The organism is Parasphingopyxis sp., assembly GCF_052168295.1.
GTDB lineage: Bacteria > Pseudomonadota > Alphaproteobacteria > Sphingomonadales > Sphingomonadaceae > Parasphingopyxis.
Genome location: NZ_JBQLZN010000002.1, coordinates 35,406 through 56,617, shown reverse-complemented (window position 1 = coordinate 56,617; position 21,212 = coordinate 35,406). Strand labels below are relative to the sequence as shown.

16 protein-coding genes and 1 tRNA gene are annotated in these 21,212 nt (G+C 62.4%); 9 read left to right on the top strand and 8 right to left on the bottom strand.

Going from position 1 to position 21,212, the window contains the following annotated elements; genetic code table 11:
- Positions 1-68: 68 nt before the first annotated feature.
- Positions 69-2,255: a catalase/peroxidase HPI gene (gene katG / locus ACTS1Z_RS00225; protein WP_442622414.1), complete on the bottom strand. Its 2,187-nt coding sequence runs from the start codon at positions 2,253-2,255 to the stop codon at positions 69-71.
- A 227-nt stretch (positions 2,256-2,482) separates the two neighbouring features.
- Between katG and ACTS1Z_RS00220 the strand changes: the two genes are divergently transcribed.
- Positions 2,483-3,499 (top strand): sodium-dependent bicarbonate transport family permease, encoded by a 1,017-nt coding sequence (locus ACTS1Z_RS00220; protein WP_442622413.1) that lies wholly within the window; start codon positions 2,483-2,485, stop codon positions 3,497-3,499.
- A 9-nt stretch (positions 3,500-3,508) separates the two neighbouring features.
- On the opposite strand, the gene ACTS1Z_RS00215 is transcribed toward ACTS1Z_RS00220, so the two are convergent.
- Together ACTS1Z_RS00215 and ACTS1Z_RS00210 are read right to left on the bottom strand one after the other, a co-directional pair.
- Positions 3,509-3,829, bottom strand: a complete 321-nt coding sequence (locus ACTS1Z_RS00215) for a P-II family nitrogen regulator (RefSeq protein ID WP_442622412.1) — start codon at positions 3,827-3,829, stop codon at positions 3,509-3,511.
- Between the two features lie 87 nt (positions 3,830-3,916).
- A tRNA-Glu gene (locus ACTS1Z_RS00210) sits at positions 3,917-3,991 on the bottom strand.
- Positions 3,992-4,119: 128 nt separating this feature from the next.
- Between ACTS1Z_RS00210 and ACTS1Z_RS00205 the strand changes: the two genes are divergently transcribed.
- Positions 4,120-4,797: a DsbA family oxidoreductase gene (locus tag ACTS1Z_RS00205; RefSeq protein WP_442622411.1), complete on the top strand. Its 678-nt coding sequence runs from the start codon at positions 4,120-4,122 to the stop codon at positions 4,795-4,797.
- A gap of 12 nt (positions 4,798-4,809) precedes the next feature.
- Here ACTS1Z_RS00205 and ACTS1Z_RS00200 read toward each other — a convergent pair whose 3' ends face one another.
- Positions 4,810-6,510: a SulP family inorganic anion transporter gene (locus tag ACTS1Z_RS00200; RefSeq protein WP_442622410.1), complete on the bottom strand. Its 1,701-nt coding sequence runs from the start codon at positions 6,508-6,510 to the stop codon at positions 4,810-4,812.
- A gap of 82 nt (positions 6,511-6,592) precedes the next feature.
- Positions 6,593-8,209 (bottom strand): class I adenylate-forming enzyme family protein, encoded by a 1,617-nt coding sequence (locus ACTS1Z_RS00195; RefSeq protein WP_442622409.1) that lies wholly within the window; start codon positions 8,207-8,209, stop codon positions 6,593-6,595.
- Between the two features lie 131 nt (positions 8,210-8,340).
- Between ACTS1Z_RS00195 and ACTS1Z_RS00190 the strand changes: the two genes are divergently transcribed.
- Together ACTS1Z_RS00190 and ACTS1Z_RS00185 are read left to right on the top strand one after the other, a co-directional pair.
- Positions 8,341-10,143, top strand: a complete 1,803-nt coding sequence (locus ACTS1Z_RS00190) for a flavin-containing monooxygenase (protein WP_442622408.1) — start codon at positions 8,341-8,343, stop codon at positions 10,141-10,143.
- Positions 10,144-10,354: 211 nt separating this feature from the next.
- On the top strand, positions 10,355-12,064 hold the full coding sequence (locus tag ACTS1Z_RS00185) for a diguanylate cyclase domain-containing protein (protein ID WP_442622407.1): 1,710 nt from the start codon (positions 10,355-10,357) through the stop codon (positions 12,062-12,064).
- A 119-nt stretch (positions 12,065-12,183) separates the two neighbouring features.
- Here ACTS1Z_RS00185 and ACTS1Z_RS00180 read toward each other — a convergent pair whose 3' ends face one another.
- Entirely contained in the window at positions 12,184-12,741 is a 558-nt protein-coding gene (locus ACTS1Z_RS00180; RefSeq protein ID WP_442622406.1) for an OsmC family protein, read from the bottom strand.
- A gap of 36 nt (positions 12,742-12,777) precedes the next feature.
- Positions 12,778-13,689 (bottom strand): diiron oxygenase, encoded by a 912-nt coding sequence (locus tag ACTS1Z_RS00175; protein ID WP_442622405.1) that lies wholly within the window; start codon positions 13,687-13,689, stop codon positions 12,778-12,780.
- Positions 13,690-14,043: 354 nt separating this feature from the next.
- Between ACTS1Z_RS00175 and ACTS1Z_RS00170 the strand changes: the two genes are divergently transcribed.
- The 3 genes from ACTS1Z_RS00170 to ACTS1Z_RS00160 all read left to right on the top strand — a co-directional run bounded on the left by ACTS1Z_RS00170 (position 14,044) and on the right by ACTS1Z_RS00160 (position 17,313).
- Positions 14,044-15,285, top strand: coding sequence for an alpha/beta fold hydrolase (locus ACTS1Z_RS00170; RefSeq protein WP_442622404.1), 1,242 nt, complete (start codon positions 14,044-14,046; stop codon positions 15,283-15,285).
- A 28-nt stretch (positions 15,286-15,313) separates the two neighbouring features.
- Positions 15,314-16,525, top strand: a complete 1,212-nt coding sequence (locus tag ACTS1Z_RS00165) for an alpha/beta fold hydrolase (RefSeq protein ID WP_442622403.1) — start codon at positions 15,314-15,316, stop codon at positions 16,523-16,525.
- 116 nt (positions 16,526-16,641) lie between these two features.
- Entirely contained in the window at positions 16,642-17,313 is a 672-nt protein-coding gene (locus ACTS1Z_RS00160; protein WP_442622402.1) for an alternative oxidase, read from the top strand.
- Between the two features lie 39 nt (positions 17,314-17,352).
- Here the strand turns inward: ACTS1Z_RS00160 and ACTS1Z_RS00155 are convergent, their stop codons facing one another.
- Positions 17,353-18,105, bottom strand: a complete 753-nt coding sequence (locus ACTS1Z_RS00155) for an autoinducer binding domain-containing protein (RefSeq protein WP_442622401.1) — start codon at positions 18,103-18,105, stop codon at positions 17,353-17,355.
- Between the two features lie 212 nt (positions 18,106-18,317).
- Here ACTS1Z_RS00155 and ACTS1Z_RS00150 point away from each other — a divergent pair, with 212 nt between their 5' ends.
- Both ACTS1Z_RS00150 and ACTS1Z_RS00145 read left to right on the top strand, forming a co-directional pair.
- On the top strand, positions 18,318-18,695 hold the full coding sequence (locus ACTS1Z_RS00150; RefSeq protein WP_442622400.1) for a hypothetical protein: 378 nt from the start codon (positions 18,318-18,320) through the stop codon (positions 18,693-18,695).
- A gap of 349 nt (positions 18,696-19,044) precedes the next feature.
- Positions 19,045-21,093, top strand: coding sequence for a DUF3857 domain-containing transglutaminase family protein (locus ACTS1Z_RS00145; RefSeq protein WP_442622399.1), 2,049 nt, complete (start codon positions 19,045-19,047; stop codon positions 21,091-21,093).
- Positions 21,094-21,212 lie beyond the last annotated feature (119 nt).

The window sequence follows — 21,212 nt, the reverse complement described above, 5'->3', positions numbered from 1 at the left end:
AGAAATCCCCGCCGCACCGGGTGGCGCGGCGGGGATTTTGGGTTTCCGAGTAAGTCGGACGGTCTAGCTTAAGCGGCGTCGAACCGGTCGGCGTTCATGACCTTGGTCCATGCCGCGACGAAGTCGTTCACGAATTTCTGCTCATGCCCGTTCTCGGCATAAACTTCGGCGATGGCGCGAAGCTGCGAGTTGGAACCGAAGACGAGATCGGTGCGCGTGGCGCGCCATTTCTCGTCACCGCTGGCACGATCCGCACCGACAAATTCCTCATCGCCGCTCTCGTCCACGACCGTCCAGGCCGTACCCATGTCGAGCAGGTTGGTGAAGAAGTCGGTCGTGAGCTGGCCGGGCCGGTCGGTGAGCACACCATGGCCGGTATTGCCGCTCACCGCGCCGAGGACGCGCAGGCCACCGACGAGCACCGTCATCTCGGGCATCGAGAGACCGAGCAGGTGCGCGCGGTCTACGAGCATGTCTTCGGTCTTCACGCTCGCCTTGGTCCGCAGATAGTTGCGGAAGCCGTCGGCGAACGGCTCGAGCGGTTCGAAGCTCTCGGCGTCGGTCTGCTCCTCGGTTGCATCGCCGCGACCGCCGAGGAACGGCACCGTGACGTCGAAGCCGGCGTCCTTCGCCGCTTTCTCGACCGCTGCCGAACCGGCGAGGACGATGGCGTCGGCCATCGACATGTCACCGCGAAGCTCGTCGATCTTGGCAAGCACCTTCGCCAGCTCGTCCGGGTCGTTGACTTCCCAGTCCTTCTGCGGCGCGAGACGTACACGCGCACCGTTGGCGCCGCCGCGATGGTCCGACCGGCGATAGGTCGAGGCCGACGCCCAGGCCGCCTTGACGAGTTCGCTGACAGACAGCCCGCTATCGAGGATCTTCGACTTGAAATCCGATACCGCGCCGTCCGAGGGCTCGGTTCCGGCCGGAATCGGATCCTGCCAGATCAGGTCCTCTTCGGGTACTTCCGGCCCGAGATAGCGGACCTTGGGGCCCATATCGCGGTGGCAGAGCTTGAACCAGGCGCGGGCGAAGGCGTCTTCCAGCGCGGCCTGATCGTTGAGGAACCGTTCGGAAATCTTGCGATAGTCCGGGTCCATCTTCAAAGCCATGTCCGCCGTCGTCATCATGGTCGGAACCTTTTTCGACGGATCGCGCGCATCGGGCGCCATGTCGGCCTCTTCGGGATCGACCGGCGTCCACTGCTTGGCGCCCGCCGGGCTCTCCACCAGCTCATAGTCATATTTGAACAGCAGGCGGAAATAGTCGTTCCCCCACTGCGTCGGGTTGGGCGTCCACGGGCCTTCGAGGCCGGACGTCGTGATGTGACCCTCTGCGATCTGGTCCGGATCGGTCGACCAGCCGAAGCCCTGCAGCATCAGATGTTCGCCCTCGGGGCTGCCGGCGAGCTGGTCGGCCGGGATCGCGCCATGACATTTGCCGAACGCGTGGCCGCCAGCGGTCAGCGCGACCGTTTCCTCGTCGTTCATCGCCATCCGCTCGAACGTCTTGCGCATGTCGCGCGCCGACTCGAGCGGATCGGGATTGCCGCCCGGGCCTTCCGGATTGACGTAGATCAGGCCCATCTGGATCGCCGCGAGCGGGTTTTCCAGCGCCTTGCCTTCATCGGGGATGATGCGGGTTTCGGCGCCCTGGTCGACCCAGAGCTCTTCGGTGCCCCAATAGACTTTTTCAGGTTCATACACGTCCTTGCGGCCGCCGCCGAAGCCGAACACCGGCCCGCCCATCGATTCGATCGCGACATTGCCCGCGAGGATGAACAGATCGGCCCAGCTGATGTTCTGGCCGTATTTCTGCTTGATCGGCCATAACAGGCGCCGCGCCTTGTCGAGATTGCCGTTATCCGGCCAGCTGTTGAGCGGCGCGAAACGCTGCTGACCGCTGCCGGCGCCGCCGCGGCCGTCGCCGGTGCGGTATGTGCCGGCCGCATGCCACGCCATGCGGATGAAGAACGGGCCGTAATGTCCATAATCGGCCGGCCACCAGGACTGCGAGTCCGTCATCAGCGCCGTGAGGTCGTTCTTCAGCCCTTCATAATCGAGCTTCTTGAAGGCCTCGGCATAATCGAAATCCGCGCCCATCGGATCGGGCGACGTGCCGTCTTCGGTCAACATTTCGAGATTGAGCTGGTCGGGCCACCAGTCCCGGTTGGTCCTGCCCAGCAGTGAGCGCGTTTCGCCGTCAAAGCCCATCGGGCAACCGCCGCTCATTTCGCCTGTCTTCGCGTCCATATGCTCTCTCCTAACTTCAGTGACCGTTGCGATAGATATATACGAACGCAATGTGATGGGCCAATGACTAGGCTCTGTCAGTGTAAATCAGAAAAGCGATGGCACGGCTCGTCCTGCCGATTTCGTCGAGCGCCTAGCGGCTTACGATCCCGAACCGCCAAGCTTGACGGCCAGAATCACCGCGTCGATAGACTCAAGGGACGCAACAGGGTGACAAGACACGCGAAATGGAACTGCTGGTCGATTTCCTGACGCGTCTCGTGACGCAGTTCCAGTCTCCGGCACTCGCCTTTCTGATCGGCGGAATGCTGCTCGCCGCCTTTCGCAGCAAGCTCGACATTCCCGACGCGATCTACAAGTTCGCGGTGTTCATGCTGCTCATGCGCATCGGCATCGAGGGCGGGCTGGAAATCCGCGACGCCAATTTCGCCGATATGCTGCTGCCCGCCGTGGCGACCGTCTTCATCGGCTGTGCGATCGTGCTCATCGGGCGCTTCACGCTCTCGTTTCTGCCCGGCGTGAGAACCGAAGATGCGATCGCCACGGCTGGCCTGTTCGGCGCGGTCAGCGCCTCGACTCTCGCCGCCGCGATGGTCCTGCTCGAGGAAGACGATATCTTCTACGAGGCTTGGGTTCCTGCGCTTTACCCGTTCATGGACATCCCGGCGCTGGTGCTCGCTATCGTGCTGGCCAATCTCTATTTCGCAAAGCGCGACGGTAAATCGAGCGAGAAGCCGAAGATCGGCGCGATCATCGCCGACAGCCTGCGTGGATCGGCGCTGTCCGCGCTGATCCTGGGCCTGGCGCTCGGGCTGCTGACGCGCCCCGAACAGGTGTTCGAGGGTTTTTACGACCCGCTGTTCCGCGGGCTGCTCTCGATCCTGATGCTGATCATGGGGATCGAAGCCTATCAGCGCTTGAACGAGATCCGCAAAGTCGCGCACTGGTATGCGGTTTACGCCGTCGTCTCCCCGCTGACCCATGGCCTGATCGCTTTCGGGCTGGGGTATCTCCTGCATCTGGCGACGGGGTTCAGTCCGGGCGGCATCGTGCTGCTCGCCGTGATGGCCGGTTCGAGTTCGGATATTTCGGGCCCGCCGACGCTGCGCGCCGCGATACCCTCGGCCAACCCGTCCGCCTATATCGGTTCGTCGACCAGTATCGGCACGCCGGTCGCGATCGCGATCGGCATCCCGCTCTATGTAGCGCTCGCCCAGATCGTGTTCGGGCCGGAGTTCGGCTAGCGCCCGGAATTAGTGATGGAATTTGTGCGGGCGGAGGATCTCGACCTCTTCGAGATAGGTGATCCCTGAATAATCGTCGAAATAGCGCGCCGCGACAGTATCGATGATCTGCTCGGCGACGTCATGGTCCGAGACGATCACCTCGACCTTCACATTGCGGAACGCGTCGACGATCGACGCCCGGTTCGTCGGGCGCACGCCCCGGCTGCCTTTGCCGCCCGCCGATACGACCGTGTACCCCGTGCCGCCGGCATCCTCGATGATCTGCGCAACGCCATCGAAGATGACTTTCTCGGTAATGATCACGACCTTGATCGCCTTGAACGTCATCGCGGATAGCCTCCTGCAGACGGCCTATGCAGGGGCTTGCTGCGGGTCAAGCGCGGCAACGTGGCCGTGAAAAATGCCGGGAGAATGTGGTGACCCCTACGGGACTCGAACCCGTGTTTCAGCCGTGAGAGGGCCGCGTCCTAACCGCTAGACGAAGGGGCCATGGCAAGCGCGCTTGCGGGCGGCTCATTTAGGGGGACCGGCGCGGGAGGTCAACGCGGGCGGTTTATGCTATGGTCGGTGCCCCGGCGAGTCCTTCGACCGGTTCAACGCATGCCCGGGAGCCCATCATGGCCACGCAACTCAAGATCGACTTCATTTCCGACATCTCCTGCCCCTGGTGCGTGATCGGCCTGCGCAACATGGAGGCGGCACTGGCCGCGATCGACGACGAGATCGAGCCGTACATTCGCTTCGAGCCGTTCGAGCTCAACCCGGACATGCCGGCAGAAGGCATGGACCGGGCCGACTATTTCGCGACCAAATACCGGATGTCCGCCGACGATGCGAAACGGCGCGGCGGCGAGATCCGGGCGCGGGCCGAGGAGACGGGCTTCACGATGAATACGGGCGACGGCTTCCGCATCTACAACACGTTCGATGCGCACCGGTTGCTCGAATGGGCGATGGAAGAGGGTAAGCAGCGCGCGCTCAAACATGCGCTGTTCGCCGCCTATTTCACCGACGGCAAGAATATGGGCGATCACGAGACGTTGGCGGGCATCGCCGAATCCGTGGGGCTCGACGGTGCGCGGGCGCGCGAGATACTGGCCGGGAACGACTATGCAGGCCATGTCCGCCAGTCCCAGTCGCATCAGCGCGGGCGCGGCGTCCAGTCCGTCCCGACGATCATCGTGAACGGCGAATATGTGATCAATGGCGGCCAGCCGCCGGAGATTTTCGAAAAGGCGTTCCGCCATATCGCCGGCGAAGTCGCGAGAAGCGAGGCGGCTGCGGAAGCGGTGTAACCGGGCGGCCGGCTATTCGGATTCCGAAGTCTCACCACACTTTTCGACGGCTTCGCGCACGGTGCGATAGAAATTGCGGGAGCGGGCCAGGTCATTATTCTGCAGTGCCTCGAAGATTGGCTTGTGGATCGCGGCGAAATTGACGGACAGCTCCTTCGAATCGAGATTGGCCAAGAGCCGCCGCAACATCGCCATGCCGCTCGCGTCGACCGCGTTCACAGCCCGCATGTCGAGGATCAGGCAATTGGCTTCGGGATGCTCGGCGACCTGCTCAAGGATCGCATCCTCGCAATAACTCGCATTGCCGAAATAGATCGACCGGTCGATGCGCACGACGAGGACGGGCAGCGTGTCGGTCTCCACCTCCTCCCGATCGATCGACCGGAAGGAATCGCCATCGTCGATGGAGCCGATCCGCGTGATGCGCGGAACGCTGGAAAACCACAGAAAACCGGCGATGCCGAGCAGCGCGCCGACCGCGAGGCCCCATTGCACGCCGAGCAGCAGCGTGGCCGTCAGCGTGGCGACGAAGATCGCCGCCTCGATCTTGTCATACCGCCAGAGCGCCGCGATTTCGCGGACTTTGACGAGGCCGAAAACCGCGCTGATCACGAGCGCGGCGAGCGCCGTTTCGGGCAGATAGGAGAGCGTGTCGGCGAAGAAGAGCAGGACGGCGAGCACGACCAGCGCGGCGACGATCGAGGCTAGCGGTGATTTCGCTCCGCTTTCGCTGACCAGCGCCGACCGGCTGAGGCTCACGCCTACCGCATAGCCGCCGGTCAGTCCTGCCCCGATATTCGCCGCGCCGATGGCGAACGCCTCGCGGCTCGTATTGATCGAGCGGCGTTCGCGCCCGGCGAGCGACTTCGCGACCGCTGTGCCGATGACAAAGGCAATGATCGCGACCACGGCGCTCGACGGCAGCAGGCGGAGCCAGATCGCCGCATCGAGCGGTGGCAGCGCGAAATCGGGTAATCCGCCGGCCGTCGCCTGCACCGTGGCGACGCCGGGCGCCGCAAACTGCACGACGACAGCCGCGCCGATAATGATGGCGAGCGGTACCGATTTGACGATCGCCTGGCGCCATGGCGGGCGGACGCCGATTTTCCAGAGTCCTGCCGCGGCATAGCGGTCGGTCAGCAACAGCAGGGCGAGCGCGCCGCCGCCTACCAGCAGCGTAGCCACGACCGTATCGCCGAGCGCCGGGATCAGCGTTTCGCCGGTGCCGATCAGCGTCCCGCTGCGCGCGACATCGAGGCCGAGCAAGGCCGGGAGCTGGCTTGTCGCGATCAGCACGGCGGCCGCTGCGGTAAAGCCGAGCAACGCGGGCTCGCTGACGAAATTGACGAGCCGGCCGAGGCGCAGCGCGCCGAGCAGGCACAGGATCACGCCGGCCTGGATCGCGATAATCATCGCGCCCTGCAGCGGATCGATATCGCCATTCCCCGTCGCCTCGGCGACGAGCAGCGACACGAGTGCCACCGGGCCCAGCGACACATAGGGCGAGGTGCCGAACAGGAGGTACAGCAGCGGCGGAACCAGCGCCGCGTACAGACCGGTTTCGGCCGGTAGCCCGGCAAGCTGCGCATAGGCCATGGCCTGCGGGACGAGCAGTATCGAGAGGATGAGCCCGGCCAGGATGTCCGGCAACAGGTCGCGCCGCTGATAGCCGTCGAGCCAGGCCGGCTTCAGCGCGTTCGCGTCTAGTGTCACGTCGTGGCTCTCCTTTCGGCCAGCGCGACTATATGGCGCGGTCCGCCCCGCGCCAGTTCAAATGTTAATGACGGGAGATAGTTCAGGCGGTTAGCGCCTGATATTCGCCCCGCTCGAACGCTTCGGCCATCGCGAATTTCTGGATCTTGCCCGATCCCGTCATCGGCCAGTCCTCGACCCAGATCCAGAAGCTCGGCGTCTTGTGCGGCGCGAGCCGTTCGCGGATAAAGCTCTTCAACTCGTCCGCCGTCGGCTTCTCGCCTTCGGCCGCGCGCATGAAACAGGCGACCAGTTCGCCCCATTTCTCGTCCGGCACGCCGACCACCGCCACCTCGGCGAGCGCCGCATGTTCGAGCATCGCATTCTCGATTTCCGCCGGAAAGAGATTCTCTCCGCCGCGGATGATCATCTCCTTCACCCGGCCGGTGATCTTCAGATAGCCGCGATCGTCCATCGTACCGAGATCGCCCGTGCGCAGCCAGCCGTCCGTATCGATGGTTTCGGCAGTCGCCTCCGGATTGTCGTTATAGCCGGTCATGACGTTGTAGCCGCGCACGCAGATCTCGCCCTGCTCGCCGATATCACAAATCCGGCTGCCGCCCGGCTCGATAATCGCGACGTCCATAAGGGGAAGGGGCTGGCCGATCGTCTGGGTCAGGTCTTCCTCGGCATCGTCCCGGTTCGCCATGGTGATGCCCGGAGAGGCTTCGGTTTGGCCATAAATGATCTGGATCGTCGCGCCGATGGTCTTGCGCACGCGCCGGGAGAGCTCGGGCGCTACCATCGCGCCGCCGCAGGTGACGCCCTTGATCGAGCTCAGATCGCGTCCGGTTTTTTCAGCCTCTTCGACCAGCCCGAACAGCATCGTCGGAACGCCGCCCGTCATGGTCGGGCGTTCGCGTTCGATGACGCGCGCGATCATTTGCGGATCGTATCCGGGGGCGAGCAAAATCGTCATGCCGTGCGTCAGCGATCCGAGAACGGAAATCGCGCAACCGGCGGTGTGGAACAGCGGCACCATCAGCACGAGGCTGTCTTCGGCCGACGCTTGCGTACGGCGAAAGATATCGGCGGCATTCTGGATCAGGCCCTTCTGGTGCAGCAGCGCGCCCTTGGGAAAACCGGTGGTGCCGGATGTGTACTGGATCTGCACGACATCGTCGGGTTCTGTTGTCCGCTCCTCCCCGCGGTCGTGGCCGCTGAAAAGCGCCTCATGATCGGTCAACAGGATTGTGTGTTCGATAGCCGGCAAGTCTTCGCACGCGGTTTCGACGATCGGGCCGAGCGAGTTGCCGCGCACGGCGGCGACATAATAGATGGCTTCAGAGTTGGACTGTTCGAGCACATAGCGCAGCTCGCGCGCGTTGAAGGCTGGGTTGACCGTCACAAGCGTCAGCCCGGTCATGGCCGAGGCGCATTCCATCAGGATCCACTCGGGCAGATTATGCGCCATGATCGCGATCCGCGCGCCGTGCGCATGGCGTGCCGCGAGTGCCCGGCTGAGTTTCTCGGAATCGGCCAGAAGCTTCGCATAGGTCCATTCGCGCCCGATCGCGCCGTCTTCGAGCAGTTCACGCAGCGCGAGACTGTCGCCGCGCCTTTCGGCCTGCTCTCGGAGCATGTCCGCCAAAGTCATCGGTCGATAGGGCGTGTCCGTCTGCGCTTCGAACAGCGATCGGTCGAGCTTCACGTCATACATGCCGGCATCCCCAAGTTTTCGGGGAAATTACGCATATCGCGCCGGATGTCGAGAGGGGCGCCGCCGTTGACGCAGGGCCGCATGCTGCGCACAAGGGACAAAGCAGTTGCCGTTTACGTCAGAGGAAGCCCATGGCCAGCACCGCGACGATCGATCCCGACCAGAAGGCCGCCATCCTGGCCAGATATGCCGAGGAGCGCGACAAGCGGCTGCGCGATGACGGCAATGAGCAGTATCTCGAACTCAAGGGACAGCTCGCCCATTATGCCGAGGACCCGTATAGCGAGCGCACCGAGCGCGAACCGCTGACCGATCATGTGACCTATGCCTTTGTCGGTGGCGGTTTTTCGGGGCTGGTGTCGGGCGCGCGGCTCAAGGAAGCGGGCATCGAGGATATCCGCATCCTCGAAAAGGGCGGCGATTTCGGCGGAACCTGGTACTGGAACCGCTATCCGGGCGCGCAATGCGACACGGCTTCGATGGTCTATATGCCGCTGCTCGAAGAAACCGGGCATATGCCATCGGAGAAGTACGTCCACGCGCCCGAGATCCTCGATCATTGCCGGCGGATCGGCGAGCATTACGATCTCTACGACAAGGCCGTCTTCCACACGAAGGTGGAATCGATGGTCTGGGAGGGCGAGCATTCCCGCTGGCGCATCACGACCGATCGCGGCGACGATTTCACGGCCGATTTCGTCGGCCTCGGCACGGGGCCGCTGCACGTGCCCAAGCTGCCCGGCCTGCCCGGTATCGAGAGCTTCAAGGGCCATAGCTTCCATACGAGCCGCTGGGATTACGACTATACGGGCGGCGATCCGGACGGCGGTTTGCTGGAAGGGCTGGCGGACAAGCGCGTCGCGATCATCGGCACCGGCGCGACGGCGGTGCAGATCGTCCCGCATCTCGCGCGCGCTGCGAAAGAGGTGTTCGTCATCCAGCGCACGCCGTCTTCGATCGATATCCGTAACAATGAGCCGATCGATCCCGACTGGTTCGAAGAGATCGCGACCGAGGGCTGGCAGAAACGCTGGCTCGACAATTTCACTGCCAATCAGGGCCTGGGCTTTGCCAATGAGGACCTGGTGCAGGATGGTTGGACCGACCTGACCCGGCGCTTCCGCGAACGGATCAAGGACTTGCCGCCCGATCAGATGACCGTCGAAAATATGCTCGCCGCCTGGGAGGATGCGGACCTCCAGAAAATGACCGAAATCCGGGCCCGCACCGACGAGGTCGTCGGCGACGAGGATACCGCCGCGAAGCTGAAGGCCTGGTATCGCCAGCTCTGCAAGCGGCCCTGTTTCCATGACGAATATCTGCAATCGTTCAACAACCCGAACACGCACCTCATCGACACGGACGGGCAGGGCGCCGAGCGGATCACCGAAAAGGGCGTGGTCGTCGCGGGCGAGGAATATGAAGTCGATTGCATCATCTATGCAACCGGCTTCGAGGTCGGCACGACGCTCGAGCGGCGTACGGGCTTCGATCCGGTCGGCCGCGACGGGCTGACGCTGTCTGAGGCCTGGGAACACGGGATGCGCTCGAAACACGGCATCCACGTCCATGGTTTTCCGAACCTGTTCCTCGTCCAGTCCGCCCAAGGCGCGCACCTGATTTCCAACTATCCGCACAATCTGGTTGAATGCGCCCGCGCGATCGCAATCATGATCGATCACGCACGAGAAACCGGGGCGAAAGAAGTCGAGGTGACGAAAGAGGCGCAGGACCAGTGGGTCGCGCTCCTGATGACGGGCCCCGGCATGGTCATCGGCTCCACCGAATGCACGCCCGGCTATTACAACAACGAAGGCCAGCCGACCGAAGAGGCCAAATATTTCGTCGGCTATCCGCACGGCGCTCAGGCCTATTTCGCCTATCTCGATGGCTGGCTGAAGAGCGGAGAATTCGAAGGGGTGGAATTTCGGTAAGGGCGTTTACAATCGTAACGGGGATGCAATAGCTACCGACAATTGGATGTTTCTGTTCGGCGATTCCGCTGAAAATTTTGCTTTTGCCGCCATCGCTCGGGTTAGCCGCACATCGGGTCGCGTTGAGGAATATCAGTTTTGTGAGCCATCTGTATCTCCTTGACGCGCCAGTACTTTTTGAAGTGACGATATTGCGCCGGGCAATCGGGAAATGATGGTCGCGCGCATCATGGTCCGGGCGATGCTTGTAATCGCCGGCCTGATTATGCTGGCCAGTACGCATTCGGCAATTGCGGCGAACTCGTCGGTTTCCGTCTTCGAACAGTCCTGTGTACTCACGGACTCCGAACGGTTGAGTGCGCAAGAGGCGATTGCGCGGGAGGCGCAGTTTGCGTGCGATGTCGACCCGGCCGATGCGAGAGCCGCCTATGTCTGGTTGCGTATCGATGCCGGACAACTCGACCTGCCGGATGCGGCACTTCGCCTGGAAAGCGATTTCGCACCGCTCGAGCAGATCACGCTTGCGGTGCGCTACGCCGATGGCGGTGTCCAGATAAGCCGGTTCGACGCCGGGCAGGTTGCCGACGCCTGGACGGCGGGTCCGCGTTTCGCGCTGCCGCTTGCCGCGGGCGGCAGGACCATCGACACCATATTCGTCGGCCTGGATCGGCCATGGTCGAGCGCGATCTATTCGGCGATGGAAGTGATCACCGAAGATGCCTCGGACAGGCAGCGCTACGGCCGTTCGGTCATGTTCGCCATCTATTGCGGGCTGACGCTCGTGCCGATCCTCTACAGCCTCGCCTTCTACATGTTCCTGCGATACCCGTTCATGCTGCTGCACGCGCTGATGGCCGCGGGCATCCTTACCTACACCTTCGCCTCGTCCAACCTGATGATGCACTTTTTCCCGGATACCAGCCTGTGGATCCGGCTGATGACGTCCTACGCGTCGCTATCGTTCGCCATCGGCATGTTCGGTTTTTTCGCGGTCGCGTTCGTCGAAAAAGGAATGCTGACACAAAGGGAGAAGATATGGGCATGGGGCGCAAGCGCGATCCTGATCGCCAATGCCCTTTTCATGCTGACATTCGCGAAAGACCTGCCGTTCATCGCGCGCAACATCTATCACGCCGCCTATATTCCGGCGATCGCGGTCTTCGTGGTTCTGATTTTCCGGCTGATACAGCGCAGAAGCCGGGCTGGCCTGTTTCTGCTCGGCGGCTGGGCCTTTACGAGCCTCATCGCCGTCGACCGGATCGCGCGCGGGCTCGATGTCTACATACTTCCGTCCGAGATGGATTTCTCGCTCTATTTCGGGCTGGCGACCGAAGCGATCGTCACCGCGTTCGGCGTGGCCGACCGGTTCGTCGTTCTGCGCCGGGAACGCGATGACGAGATCGCCCGCGAAATCGAGGAGGAACGGCGATCGCGAACCGACGAATTGACGGGACTGCCCAACCGGCGCGGATTCGAACTCGCTCTGGAAGAGCAGCCGGCGGGCGCCCTGGCGATGATCGATCTCGACGGCCAATCGAAGATCAACGCGCAGCACGGCCGCGAGATCGGCGACAATGTGATACGCACGCTCGCCAATCTGCTGCGGGAAGTAGAAGCGAAGGGGGACTGCAAGGGCGCCTTCCGCATCGAGGGCGACAGGTTCGCCGTGTTCCTGAATGTCGATGATATGGCGCAGGCCGAGCTTCGCGCGGAAGCCTTGCGCCAGATGGCGATAGTCCGCATCGGGCAGGCCTTTCCGTCAATCGAAGATACGATAACGGTCAGCATCGGTGTGGCGCTGGCGGCCGGTCGTGACACCAAGGCACTCCGCAGCGCGGCGATGGACGCCCTGGCCGCCGCGAAGAGCGCGGGCAGCAATCGGGTCGCCGTGGTCGGCGGGGAAGCGCGCGATCTCGTATGAAGCTATCGACCGGGTCGGCCCTGAAGAAACCGATTGGCCACGGGCGGACTGATCGACCGGATCGGCGCAAAAAAAAGGGCGCCACCGGCTGGTGACGCCCTCTTTTAGCCTTGCGGGCCTCAGGCCAGCGTGCCGTTCATCTCGATCGGCCGCGCCATGTTGAAGAAGTTGGGCGAGGTGGCCCGTACCGCGGCGTGGATTTCCTCATACTGCTCGCGGCTGCCATCGCCTTCCATGGTAACGGTATAGTCGATCCGGCGGTAACCGGGCGGGACGGTCTCGTCGAGGCCGAGAAAACCGCGCAGGTCGAGCTCGCCTTTCGTTTCGATCCGGCAGGTCGTCAGCGTGATGCCGCGGGTGGCCGCCTGGGCGACATAGCCCACCATCATGCACGCATTGACCGCGCTCATCAGCAGCTCCTGCGGATTGGGCGCGCTGTTCGTACCGAGCAGCTCGGGCGGCTCGTCGGCGACGATCTTGAACTTCCGTTCGATGCGCTCACCGCCGAACGTGTAGCCGTCGACGGTCGATTCCGAACGCGTCTGGCCGGTCCATTCGGTGGTGACGCCGAATTCGACCCGGCCGCAGCCGGCATCCTTCTCGATCGCCGCGACCGTCTCTTCGAGCGCGTCTAGGTCGATATCGTTGACCATGGTTTTCTTGGCAGTGTCCAGCATTGTCAGTCTCCTTTGCTTGGGTTTGGACGGGGGTGCTCAGCTGAAGACCGGCGCGACTTCGGCGATACGGTCGCGGGCGGCCGGTGAGATCGCCGCGAGCGTCGCGACGAATTTGGGGTGCGTCATGCCGGAGCCGAGATAGGTCCAGCGCAACGCCTGATGCTGCTGTGCGGTCAGCTCTTCGTGTTCGGCCGGACCGAGCGTGCGGCCCACGGCCCGCTCGAAGGCATCGATGTTGAAGTCCGTCTGCGTCTTCAGGCCGTTATCGAGGAACATCCCGATTTCGAGATATTCGTCGATCGCCTTCTGGATGCTCGCTTCGTCGCGGCCCTCGACCAGCGCCTCGACCATCAGCGTGTCGAGCTTGGCGTGCTGGGCCTCCTCCATCCAGTGATGCTTGAGGAGGCTCTTGAACAGCGGGTCGAGATCGCGATTGTCGCGGACGCTTTCGACATAGTGCCGCTGCGTCATCCATTCGATGTGGAGGATGGTGAGCGCGACGGCGAGCGGATCATGCTTTAGCACTTCGGCCGCGACCGTTTCGGGCGGGCCGATCACCGCGCAGTCCGTGCCGAAATCGCGGGTGAAGCGGGCATGGAACTGCTTGAAGAGGTGGATGTGCTTGGCTTCCTCGCCGGCGAAGGCGAGCAGCGCGCGGACGCGGACATCGTCGCCGTTCAGTTGCGGCCGGGCGTGGTCGAGCACGAAGGGCAGGATGAACTCCTCGACGAGGCCGAAGATCGAAAGATATTCATGGCCGCGAATATGATTGAGCACCTGCTGTTCGCGCGGGCTGAGCGTGGTCGCGGCACCGGTCCGGGCGAGGCTTTCGGGCAGGAAATGCCGCTGGAAATCGAGGCTGCCGTCGGCCGGGAGGACGTCCTCGATCTGCCAGGCGATGCGGCCTGACGCGGCGAGCGCCTGTTCGAAGCTGAAATCGTGTTTCATGTGCTTTTCCTTTTCTTGGGTTCAGGGGAGGGGTGGCGGAGGGCGGATCGGGCCGCCCTCCGGCCGATGGGCGCAGCGGGGCTTGGGGTCGGGGGGAGAAGCTGCACCCGGGGTCTGGTTTCGCCGTCAGGCGATCGGCGCCTGAGCGATGAAAAGGGCGTTGACGCCCGCGCTCAGGATGATGGCCATCAACGAGGCCGCAACGGCGGCCGTCGGCGATGTGGGCCTGTAGTCAAACATGGTCTTGCTCCTTCGTTTCGATGACCATGATGTACCGCCGGCCCTCCGCCGGTGCTTGGAGATGAGCTGGAGAAAATCGGAAGAATTGCCGGATTTGCGCTATGCTGGCGCGCCATGCTCTACCGATTCGACGATTTCGAACTGGACGCTGCGCGCTTCGAGCTGCGCCGCGCGGGCGAAGCGCTTGCGGCTGAACCGCAGGTCCTTTCGCTGCTGATCCAGCTCGTCGAGGGCGGCGACCGGCTGGTGACCAAGGATGAGCTGATCGAGCGGATCTGGGAGGGGCGGATCGTTTCCGACGCAGCGATTACGAGCCGCGTCAAATCGGCGCGCCAGCTGCTCGGCGATGACGGCCGCCAGCAGCGCTACATCCGCACGGTCCACGGCAAGGGCTTCCGCTTCGTCGGCGATATCGAGGAGGCTGGCCGATCCGACGCGCCCGCGCGGGAAAGCGAAGCGCCCGACTGGCCGCGCCCGCGCGTCGAATTCTGCGCCGCGGTCGACGGCACCGGGCTCGCCTATTGCTGTTCCGGCGATGGGCCGCCGCTGATGAAGGCCGCGAACTGGCTTCATCACCTGGGCTGCGAGTGGGAGATCCCGATCTGGCGGCATATGGCCGCTGCGCTGTCCGAACATAGACGGCTGATCCGTTTCGATGGCCGCGGCAGCGGATTGTCCGACTGGAAGGTCGATGATCTCTCTTTCGACGCCTTTGTCGACGATATCGGCGTCGTCGCCGAGGCCGCAGGCGCCGCGCGTTTCGATCTGATCGGCACGGCACAGGGCAGCGCTATGGCGATCGCCTATGCCGTCCGCCATCCGGAAAAGGTGCGCCGGCTGATCCTCTATAACGGTTATGCGACGGGTTGGCGGTTATGGGGCTCGGCCGACGAGATCGCCCCGCGCGAAGCGCTGCTTACCTTGTCGAGAAGCGGATGGGGGCGTGAAAACGCCGCCTTCCGGCAGATGTATACGTCGCTATATTTTCCCGACGCCTCGGCCGAACAGGCCGCATGGTTCACCGAGTTGCAGCGCGTGTCCGTCTCTCCGGAGATCGTCCAGCGCTACGAAGCCATGATTGCCGATATCGATGTGCGCGCCTTGCTGCCGCAGGTCCGGGCGCCGACGTTGATATTCCACTCGCGTGACAACACGGCCGTGCCGTTCGAGGCCGGTCGAGAACTTGGCCGGGCGATTCCCGGCGCTCGCTTCGTTGCTCTCGACAGTCCCAATCATCTGATTTTCGAAAATGAGCCAGCCTGGATCAAATTCACGACGCATTTGCGCGATTTTCTGAAGGAGGATAACGAAGCATCGCGTCCGCAGGCGTCTGAAGAGCAACCGCGCGGGCTTTGAGGAGCGGACTGACTGTGGGCAGACGCTTGTGATCTATCGATTCGACGACTTCGCACTCGATGCGGGACGTTTCGAGCTGCGCCGCGCGGGCGAAGCGCTTGCGGCCGAACCGCAGGTGCTTTCGCTGCTGATCCTGCTCGTCGAGGGCGGCGACCGGCTGGTGACCAAGGATGAGCTGATCGAGCGGATCTGGGAGGGGCGGATCGTTTCCGACGCAGCGATTACGAGCCGCGTCAAATCGGCGCGCCATCTGCTCGGCGATGACGGCCGCCAGCAACGTTATATCCGCACGGTCCATGGCAAGGGTTTCCGCTTCGTCGCTGCGGTCGAGGCGGATGCCGCCGGTACGGCGCAATCCGATGAATCACAGGCTGCCGAAGAGTCCCTGTCCGTGCGCCAGCAACGCGTCGAATTCTGCACGGCGGCCGATGGCACAGGGCTTGCCTATAGCTGCGTCGGCGACGGGCCGCCGCTGGTCAAGACGGCGAACTGGCTTAATCATCTGGAATATGAGTGGGAGAGCCCGATCTGGCGGCACTGGATCCACGAACTCGCGCGCGAGCATACGCTGCTGCGCTATGACGAGCGCGGCAACGGTCTTTCCGACTGGAAGGTCGAAGACATCAGCTTCGACGCCTTTGTTCAGGATCTCGAAACCGTCGTCGATGCAACGGGGCTCGACCGTTTCCCGCTGCTCGGCATCTCGCAGGGCTGTGCGGTATCGATCGCCTATGCCGTGCGCCATCCGGAGCGCGTCAAATGCCTGATCCTGCATGGCGGTTATGCGATGGGCTGGAAGGTGCGCTCCGATTCCGAAGAGCTGGCGCGGCGCGAGGCGATGATGACGCTGACCAAATCGGGCTGGGGGCAGGACAATCCCGCCTACCGCCAGATGTTTACATCGCTCTACGTGCCCGAAGCGAGCCATGAGGAGGCCGACTGGTTCAACAAGCTGCAACGGATTTCGGCGTCGCCCGAGGCCGCGATCCGCCTGCAGGACGCGCTCGCGCGGATCGACGTTCGCGACCTGCTCGCCCAGATCGAAGTGCCGACCATCGTCTTCCATTCGCGCGAGGACGCGGTCGTGCCGTTCGACGCCGGGCGTTATATGGCCAAGAAAATCCCCGGCGCGCGCTTCGTCGCGCTTGACAGCAAGAACCACCTGCTGCTCGGACATGAGCCCGCCTGGGGCAGGTTCGTTGCGACAATGCGGGGGTTTCTGGCGGAGCAGAGCGACTAGACGGCTCTGACCTTCACCCATTTTACGATAGCAAATATCGATCAATTCGTTCGTGATTTTGCATTGGTATCAATGACGGTGCGTTCCCATTTCGGTCTCGAAATAGAGTGTCGAGCATGAATGATCTGCACTATCGCCGCAGTCCCGAAACCATCCGCGACCGCATTGCCTTTGCGTTCGTGCAGGTGTTGCGCTTCATCGCGGACAGCTTCTTCCGCAAACGCTATGGCCATCGGGCCGTGGTGCTGGAGACCGTGGCCGCCGTGCCCGGCATGGTGGGCGGGATGTTGCAGCACCTCAAATCGCTGCGCCGCATCCGTGACGATGAGGGCTGGATCCGCGAGCTGCTCGACGAGGCGGAGAACGAGCGGATGCACCTGATGACGTTTATTGCCATCGCGAAGCCCTCCGGTTTCGAGCGGTTCCTCATCGTTCTCGCGCAGGGCGTGTTCTTCAACGTCTATTTCCTCGTCTATCTGCTTTCGCCGAAGACGGCGCACCGCGTCGTCGCCTATTTCGAGGAAGAGGCGGTGGTGAGCTATACCCGCTATCTCGCCGAGATCGACAATGGCAGCCTCGAAAACGTCCCTGCGCCCAAGATCGCCATCGACTATTGGGACCTGCCCGCCGATGCCCGGCTGCGTGATGTCGTGGTGCAGGTGCGCGAGGACGAAATGGGCCATCGCGATCGCAATCACGAGATGGCTGACGAGCTGTGCGGCGGGCCGATCGTTACGCCGGGCGCACCGCGCGAGCAGTCGGAAAAGCCTGCCTTCGCGACCAAATAGACCGAAATGGGCGACGGTCCGTTTGCCGGCGCTTCCCCGCTAAAGCCGTACCAGACCGCGCGATAGCGCGACGAGGCTCGCCTTGACGCGGTCGTTCACCTTCAGCTTCGCGTAAATGCGCCGCAGATAGGTGTCGACGGTGGCGGCCGAGATTTCGAGGATCTGGGCGATATCGTTTTTCGACTTGCCGGCGATGATCCAGCTCAGCACCTCGGTCTCGCGCATCGAAAGCTGGGCGCCCTCGTTGATCTCCTCGAGCACCAGGTGAGAGATGCGCAGATGCGCGCTCTGGAACGCGGTGCGGATGCGGCGGATAAAGGGCTTGTCGTCATCGTCGAACGGCCGGTCTATCGCGATCGAGGAATAGGCGTCCCGCCCGCCCGGGCCGTAGAGCGGGATGCCGATCCCGTTGACAAGGCCGAACTTTTCCAGCTCCGCCCAGAACGCCTCGGCCCGCGCCCGGTCGGGATGCTCGGCGATCGCGCGGCGCCAGGACATCGGCCGGTGCGCGGCCATGATGAAATCGGGGATCGGGTCCAGCGCGCGGAAATCGGGATCGGCATATTTTTCAAGCCAGGCCGCGGGAAAGCCGTCCGCAACGACGATCACCCGTTCCGACGTCTGCGAGTGGAAGGGCGGCGTGAAGTGATAGCTGAGGCGCTTGAGCTCGACGCCGGAGAAATGCCGGCGCGTGCTTTCCATGACGCCCTCGACCGAATCGATTTCGGACAGGCTGTCGAGGAAATCGGCATCCGTGTCGCGGATCAGATCAATGGTGGCCGAGTGGTTCAACAGTTCGGCTCCAGTCGCAGCATATGTGCGGTTTCAGTGCGGCTATTCTGGCAGATCGGTCCGGACGTGTCACGAACTGGCGCAGCCGATCCGCGTCCCGCGTCGCCGTGACATGACGCGAACCGGCCAGTCTGCCATAGAGTTGAGCGAGTTAGCCCGTGGCGGGAGGCCGCTGGTTCCCCAAAATCGACTGTTCCGAGGAGTGCATAACGATGCACAAGCCAGTCCGTGATTCTTTCAACGGCATGCCTGAGAACGGGCAGGTCCGCATGGCGATTCCCGATGCGAAGCAGGTGCTGACCATGCGCCGCTGGCGCGACGCGGTCGCGCCCGACAATTATTTCGGTGAACCGAGCTGGGATATCATGCTGACCATCTGGGTTGCGCATGAGAGCAACCGCGAAGTCACGATGCAGCATCTGACCGACACGATGATCGCTTACGATATCCTCGAAAATCACGTCCAGCGCCTTATCGTCGGCGGTCTGATCGACCGGATGGGCGAGGGCCGAGACGCCGCACTCGGCCTTACGCATCGCGGCGCCGCGATGATGGAAACGATCTTCAACGTCGATCCGAACGCGGGCTAGGCGGCCTTTCCCAAAGTTCCTGTCCGGTTGACACTGGTTGACACAGGCCGGGGGTGCCGGCGGCTATCCTGCCAAAGTTGACACAGTAGACGCATAGCGGGGCGAGCAGCGCCCGTGCGCCCGGCTATGAGATCAGGCCTGAGAGATCGACGCGTTCAAAGAGCGTCGGGTAGAATAGCAAGGCAGAGGGCGTGTAGGACAGAAGAATCCGACACAATTCGCCACCATGTTTGGTCCACAAGACGAGATTTGGTCAAAGGAGCGAACGGCGCATGAAGCAGTTTCCCTCTGACAAAAGGGTTGCGCGCAGCCGTTCTAGTTGCATCATGGTTTGGGGAGCTAATGATTTATGCGCATGATTTCTCTGGTATTTCTCGTGGCGGTGATCGTTACGCCCGATCGAGTTAAGGCGCAAGCTGACCAAGTATTGACCGGACCCTCGCCGAGTTGGGTCGAAGTATCGGAGCCCGTACCTGTGCCTGCAGACGCCGCGGGTACGGTATTTATGCGGCGTAGCGACCTGATCGTGCATCTCGAGGATGAGGGGCAACACACATATCTGGGCCAACGAATGAAGTTGCTGCATCCGCAAGCGCTCGCAGCGGGCAATCTCTCCATTACATGGAATCCCGCTGCCGGCGCCCCCGTGGTTCACATGCTGCGCATATACCGTGACGGAGAGGAAATCGACGTCCTTGCCGATACAAGTTTTGAAGTGTTGCGCCGTGAAGAACAACTCGAACAGGCGATTCTCACGGGCAATTTAACGGCGGTACTCCGTGTGCCTGACTTGCGTGTCGGGGATGAGCTGGAATGGGCGTTCACGAGTCCCTCACATGATCCCACGCTGGCGGATAATGATTTCGGCTTTTTGATGTTTGGGCCTGCTCCACCACCAGGCCGTTACAGGGTCAGCCTCAGATGGGAAGAGGGTCAGGAGCCAACGACCCAGTTGACCGAGGACTTGGCTGGCTTCGAAGAGCGTGGTCCGGCTTCGCTAACGTTGAGTGTTGAAAATCCCGAGATGCTGGCCCCGCCGCCGGATGCGCCACCGCGCTACAGTTGGCAGCGGATTGTCGAGTATAGCGATTTTGCATCCTGGTCGGCCGTATCTCAGCGCTTCGACGCACTTTTCGACGTGGCGTCACAGCTCTCGGAAACGTCTCCGGTCCGGGAGGAAGCGACCCGAATAGCCAGCGCGCATTCGGGAGACCTCGAACGCGCTCAAGCGGCGCTTGAACTGGTTCAGCAGCAGGTCCGATACATCTATGTCGGTCTTGATGGGGGGAATTATGAGCCCGCTACCGCCGACGAGACGTGGCAACGCAGATATGGCGACTGCAAGGGAAAATCCGCTTTGCTGATGGCTTTGCTGAATGAGCTCGGTATCGATGCGGAACTTGTGCTCGTTAACAATGCTGGAGGGGACGACGGCGCGGACGCCCGGCTGCCCAATCCGGCCCTGTTCGATCACATACTCGTCCGCGCTGACATTGGTGGATCTACATATTGGATGGACCCCACTCTGCCGGCTGTAATTGAACCGGGCCTGACACCGTTTCTGCCCTATCGATGGGTCCTCCCGCTGTCGGAAAACGGGGCATCGCTCGAGCAGATTCGACACGAACCTTTTGCCTTGCCGCAAGAGATCGGCCTGATTGAAATCGACGCTCGTGCGGGGTTCCAGCAACCCGCGCGCCGGATCAACACTAGCGTAACGCGTGGTTTTGCAGGCTTGAATCAATATGCATTGCTCTCCGCGATGACGCCTTCACAGCTGACCAACACCTTTCGCAGTTCGCTTACAGGCCAGGGCACCTGGGATGAGATTGAAAGCGTCACCTATCGCTACGACCGCCAAACCCAAGCAAGCATTCTCACAATCGTCGGAAGCGGCCCTGTTGATTGGGACGATAGGGGCGACGGCAGATATAGATTTGCCTTACCGGGAGGTGGATTCAGTCCGCCACCGAGGCGGCAACGGTCTGACGGAAGCGACGCAGACACACCCTTTTACACGGCGCGGAACTATAGCTGCTATGTGACGACTGTGCGCGTTCCGGAAGAGACGGATGTTACAAACTGGTCGTTCAACTCGATGTTCGATACGATGATGTTCGGCAAGATATACTATCGCGTGATGGAGCGCCGGGACGACGGCACGATCCGTATGATCCGCGGGTCGCGCGTCGAAGTCGAAGAAATCGCGCCTGAGCGTGCCCACCGCGACAATGGCCGTTTGGACAATTTCGACAATTCGATGGCATGGATCTTCTATGATCCCGACCGTAGTTTTCCGCTGCGGGGGCGTTTCCCCAGCGTACCGGCTACATATGAGATAGACTGGTCTGGCTCCGACGTTCCGTGTCTGCCTGCGGACGTTCTGCAAAGCGACTGAACGGCGCTAGGTTCTGCATCGGTCTGACGTTCTGCTATCATCTGCGTGTGATTGCGGGCAATTTTGAACCTAATTGTGATTTTTCAGTCTCGTGCATAATGCGGCGGCGCGCACACCGG

Excerpts from the sequence above, each read along its gene's own strand:
- katG (WP_442622414.1), bottom strand. The coding sequence starts at position 2,255 with ATGGACGCGAAGACAGGCGAAATGAGCGGCGGTTGCCCGATGGGCTTT.
- ACTS1Z_RS00220 (WP_442622413.1), top strand. The coding sequence starts at position 2,483 with ATGGAACTGCTGGTCGATTTCCTGACGCGTCTCGTGACGCAGTTCCAG.
- ACTS1Z_RS00215 (WP_442622412.1), bottom strand. The coding sequence starts at position 3,829 with ATGACGTTCAAGGCGATCAAGGTCGTGATCATTACCGAGAAAGTCATC.
- ACTS1Z_RS00205 (WP_442622411.1), top strand. The coding sequence starts at position 4,120 with ATGGCCACGCAACTCAAGATCGACTTCATTTCCGACATCTCCTGCCCC.
- ACTS1Z_RS00195 (WP_442622409.1), bottom strand. The coding sequence starts at position 8,209 with ATGTATGACGTGAAGCTCGACCGATCGCTGTTCGAAGCGCAGACGGAC.
- ACTS1Z_RS00190 (WP_442622408.1), top strand. The coding sequence starts at position 8,341 with ATGGCCAGCACCGCGACGATCGATCCCGACCAGAAGGCCGCCATCCTG.
- ACTS1Z_RS00185 (WP_442622407.1), top strand. The coding sequence starts at position 10,355 with ATGATGGTCGCGCGCATCATGGTCCGGGCGATGCTTGTAATCGCCGGC.
- ACTS1Z_RS00180 (WP_442622406.1), bottom strand. The coding sequence starts at position 12,741 with ATGCTGGACACTGCCAAGAAAACCATGGTCAACGATATCGACCTAGAC.
- ACTS1Z_RS00175 (WP_442622405.1), bottom strand. The coding sequence starts at position 13,689 with ATGAAACACGATTTCAGCTTCGAACAGGCGCTCGCCGCGTCAGGCCGC.
- ACTS1Z_RS00170 (WP_442622404.1), top strand. The coding sequence starts at position 14,044 with ATGCTCTACCGATTCGACGATTTCGAACTGGACGCTGCGCGCTTCGAG.
- ACTS1Z_RS00160 (WP_442622402.1), top strand. The coding sequence starts at position 16,642 with ATGAATGATCTGCACTATCGCCGCAGTCCCGAAACCATCCGCGACCGC.
- ACTS1Z_RS00150 (WP_442622400.1), top strand. The coding sequence starts at position 18,318 with ATGCACAAGCCAGTCCGTGATTCTTTCAACGGCATGCCTGAGAACGGG.
- ACTS1Z_RS00145 (WP_442622399.1), top strand. The coding sequence starts at position 19,045 with ATGCGCATGATTTCTCTGGTATTTCTCGTGGCGGTGATCGTTACGCCC.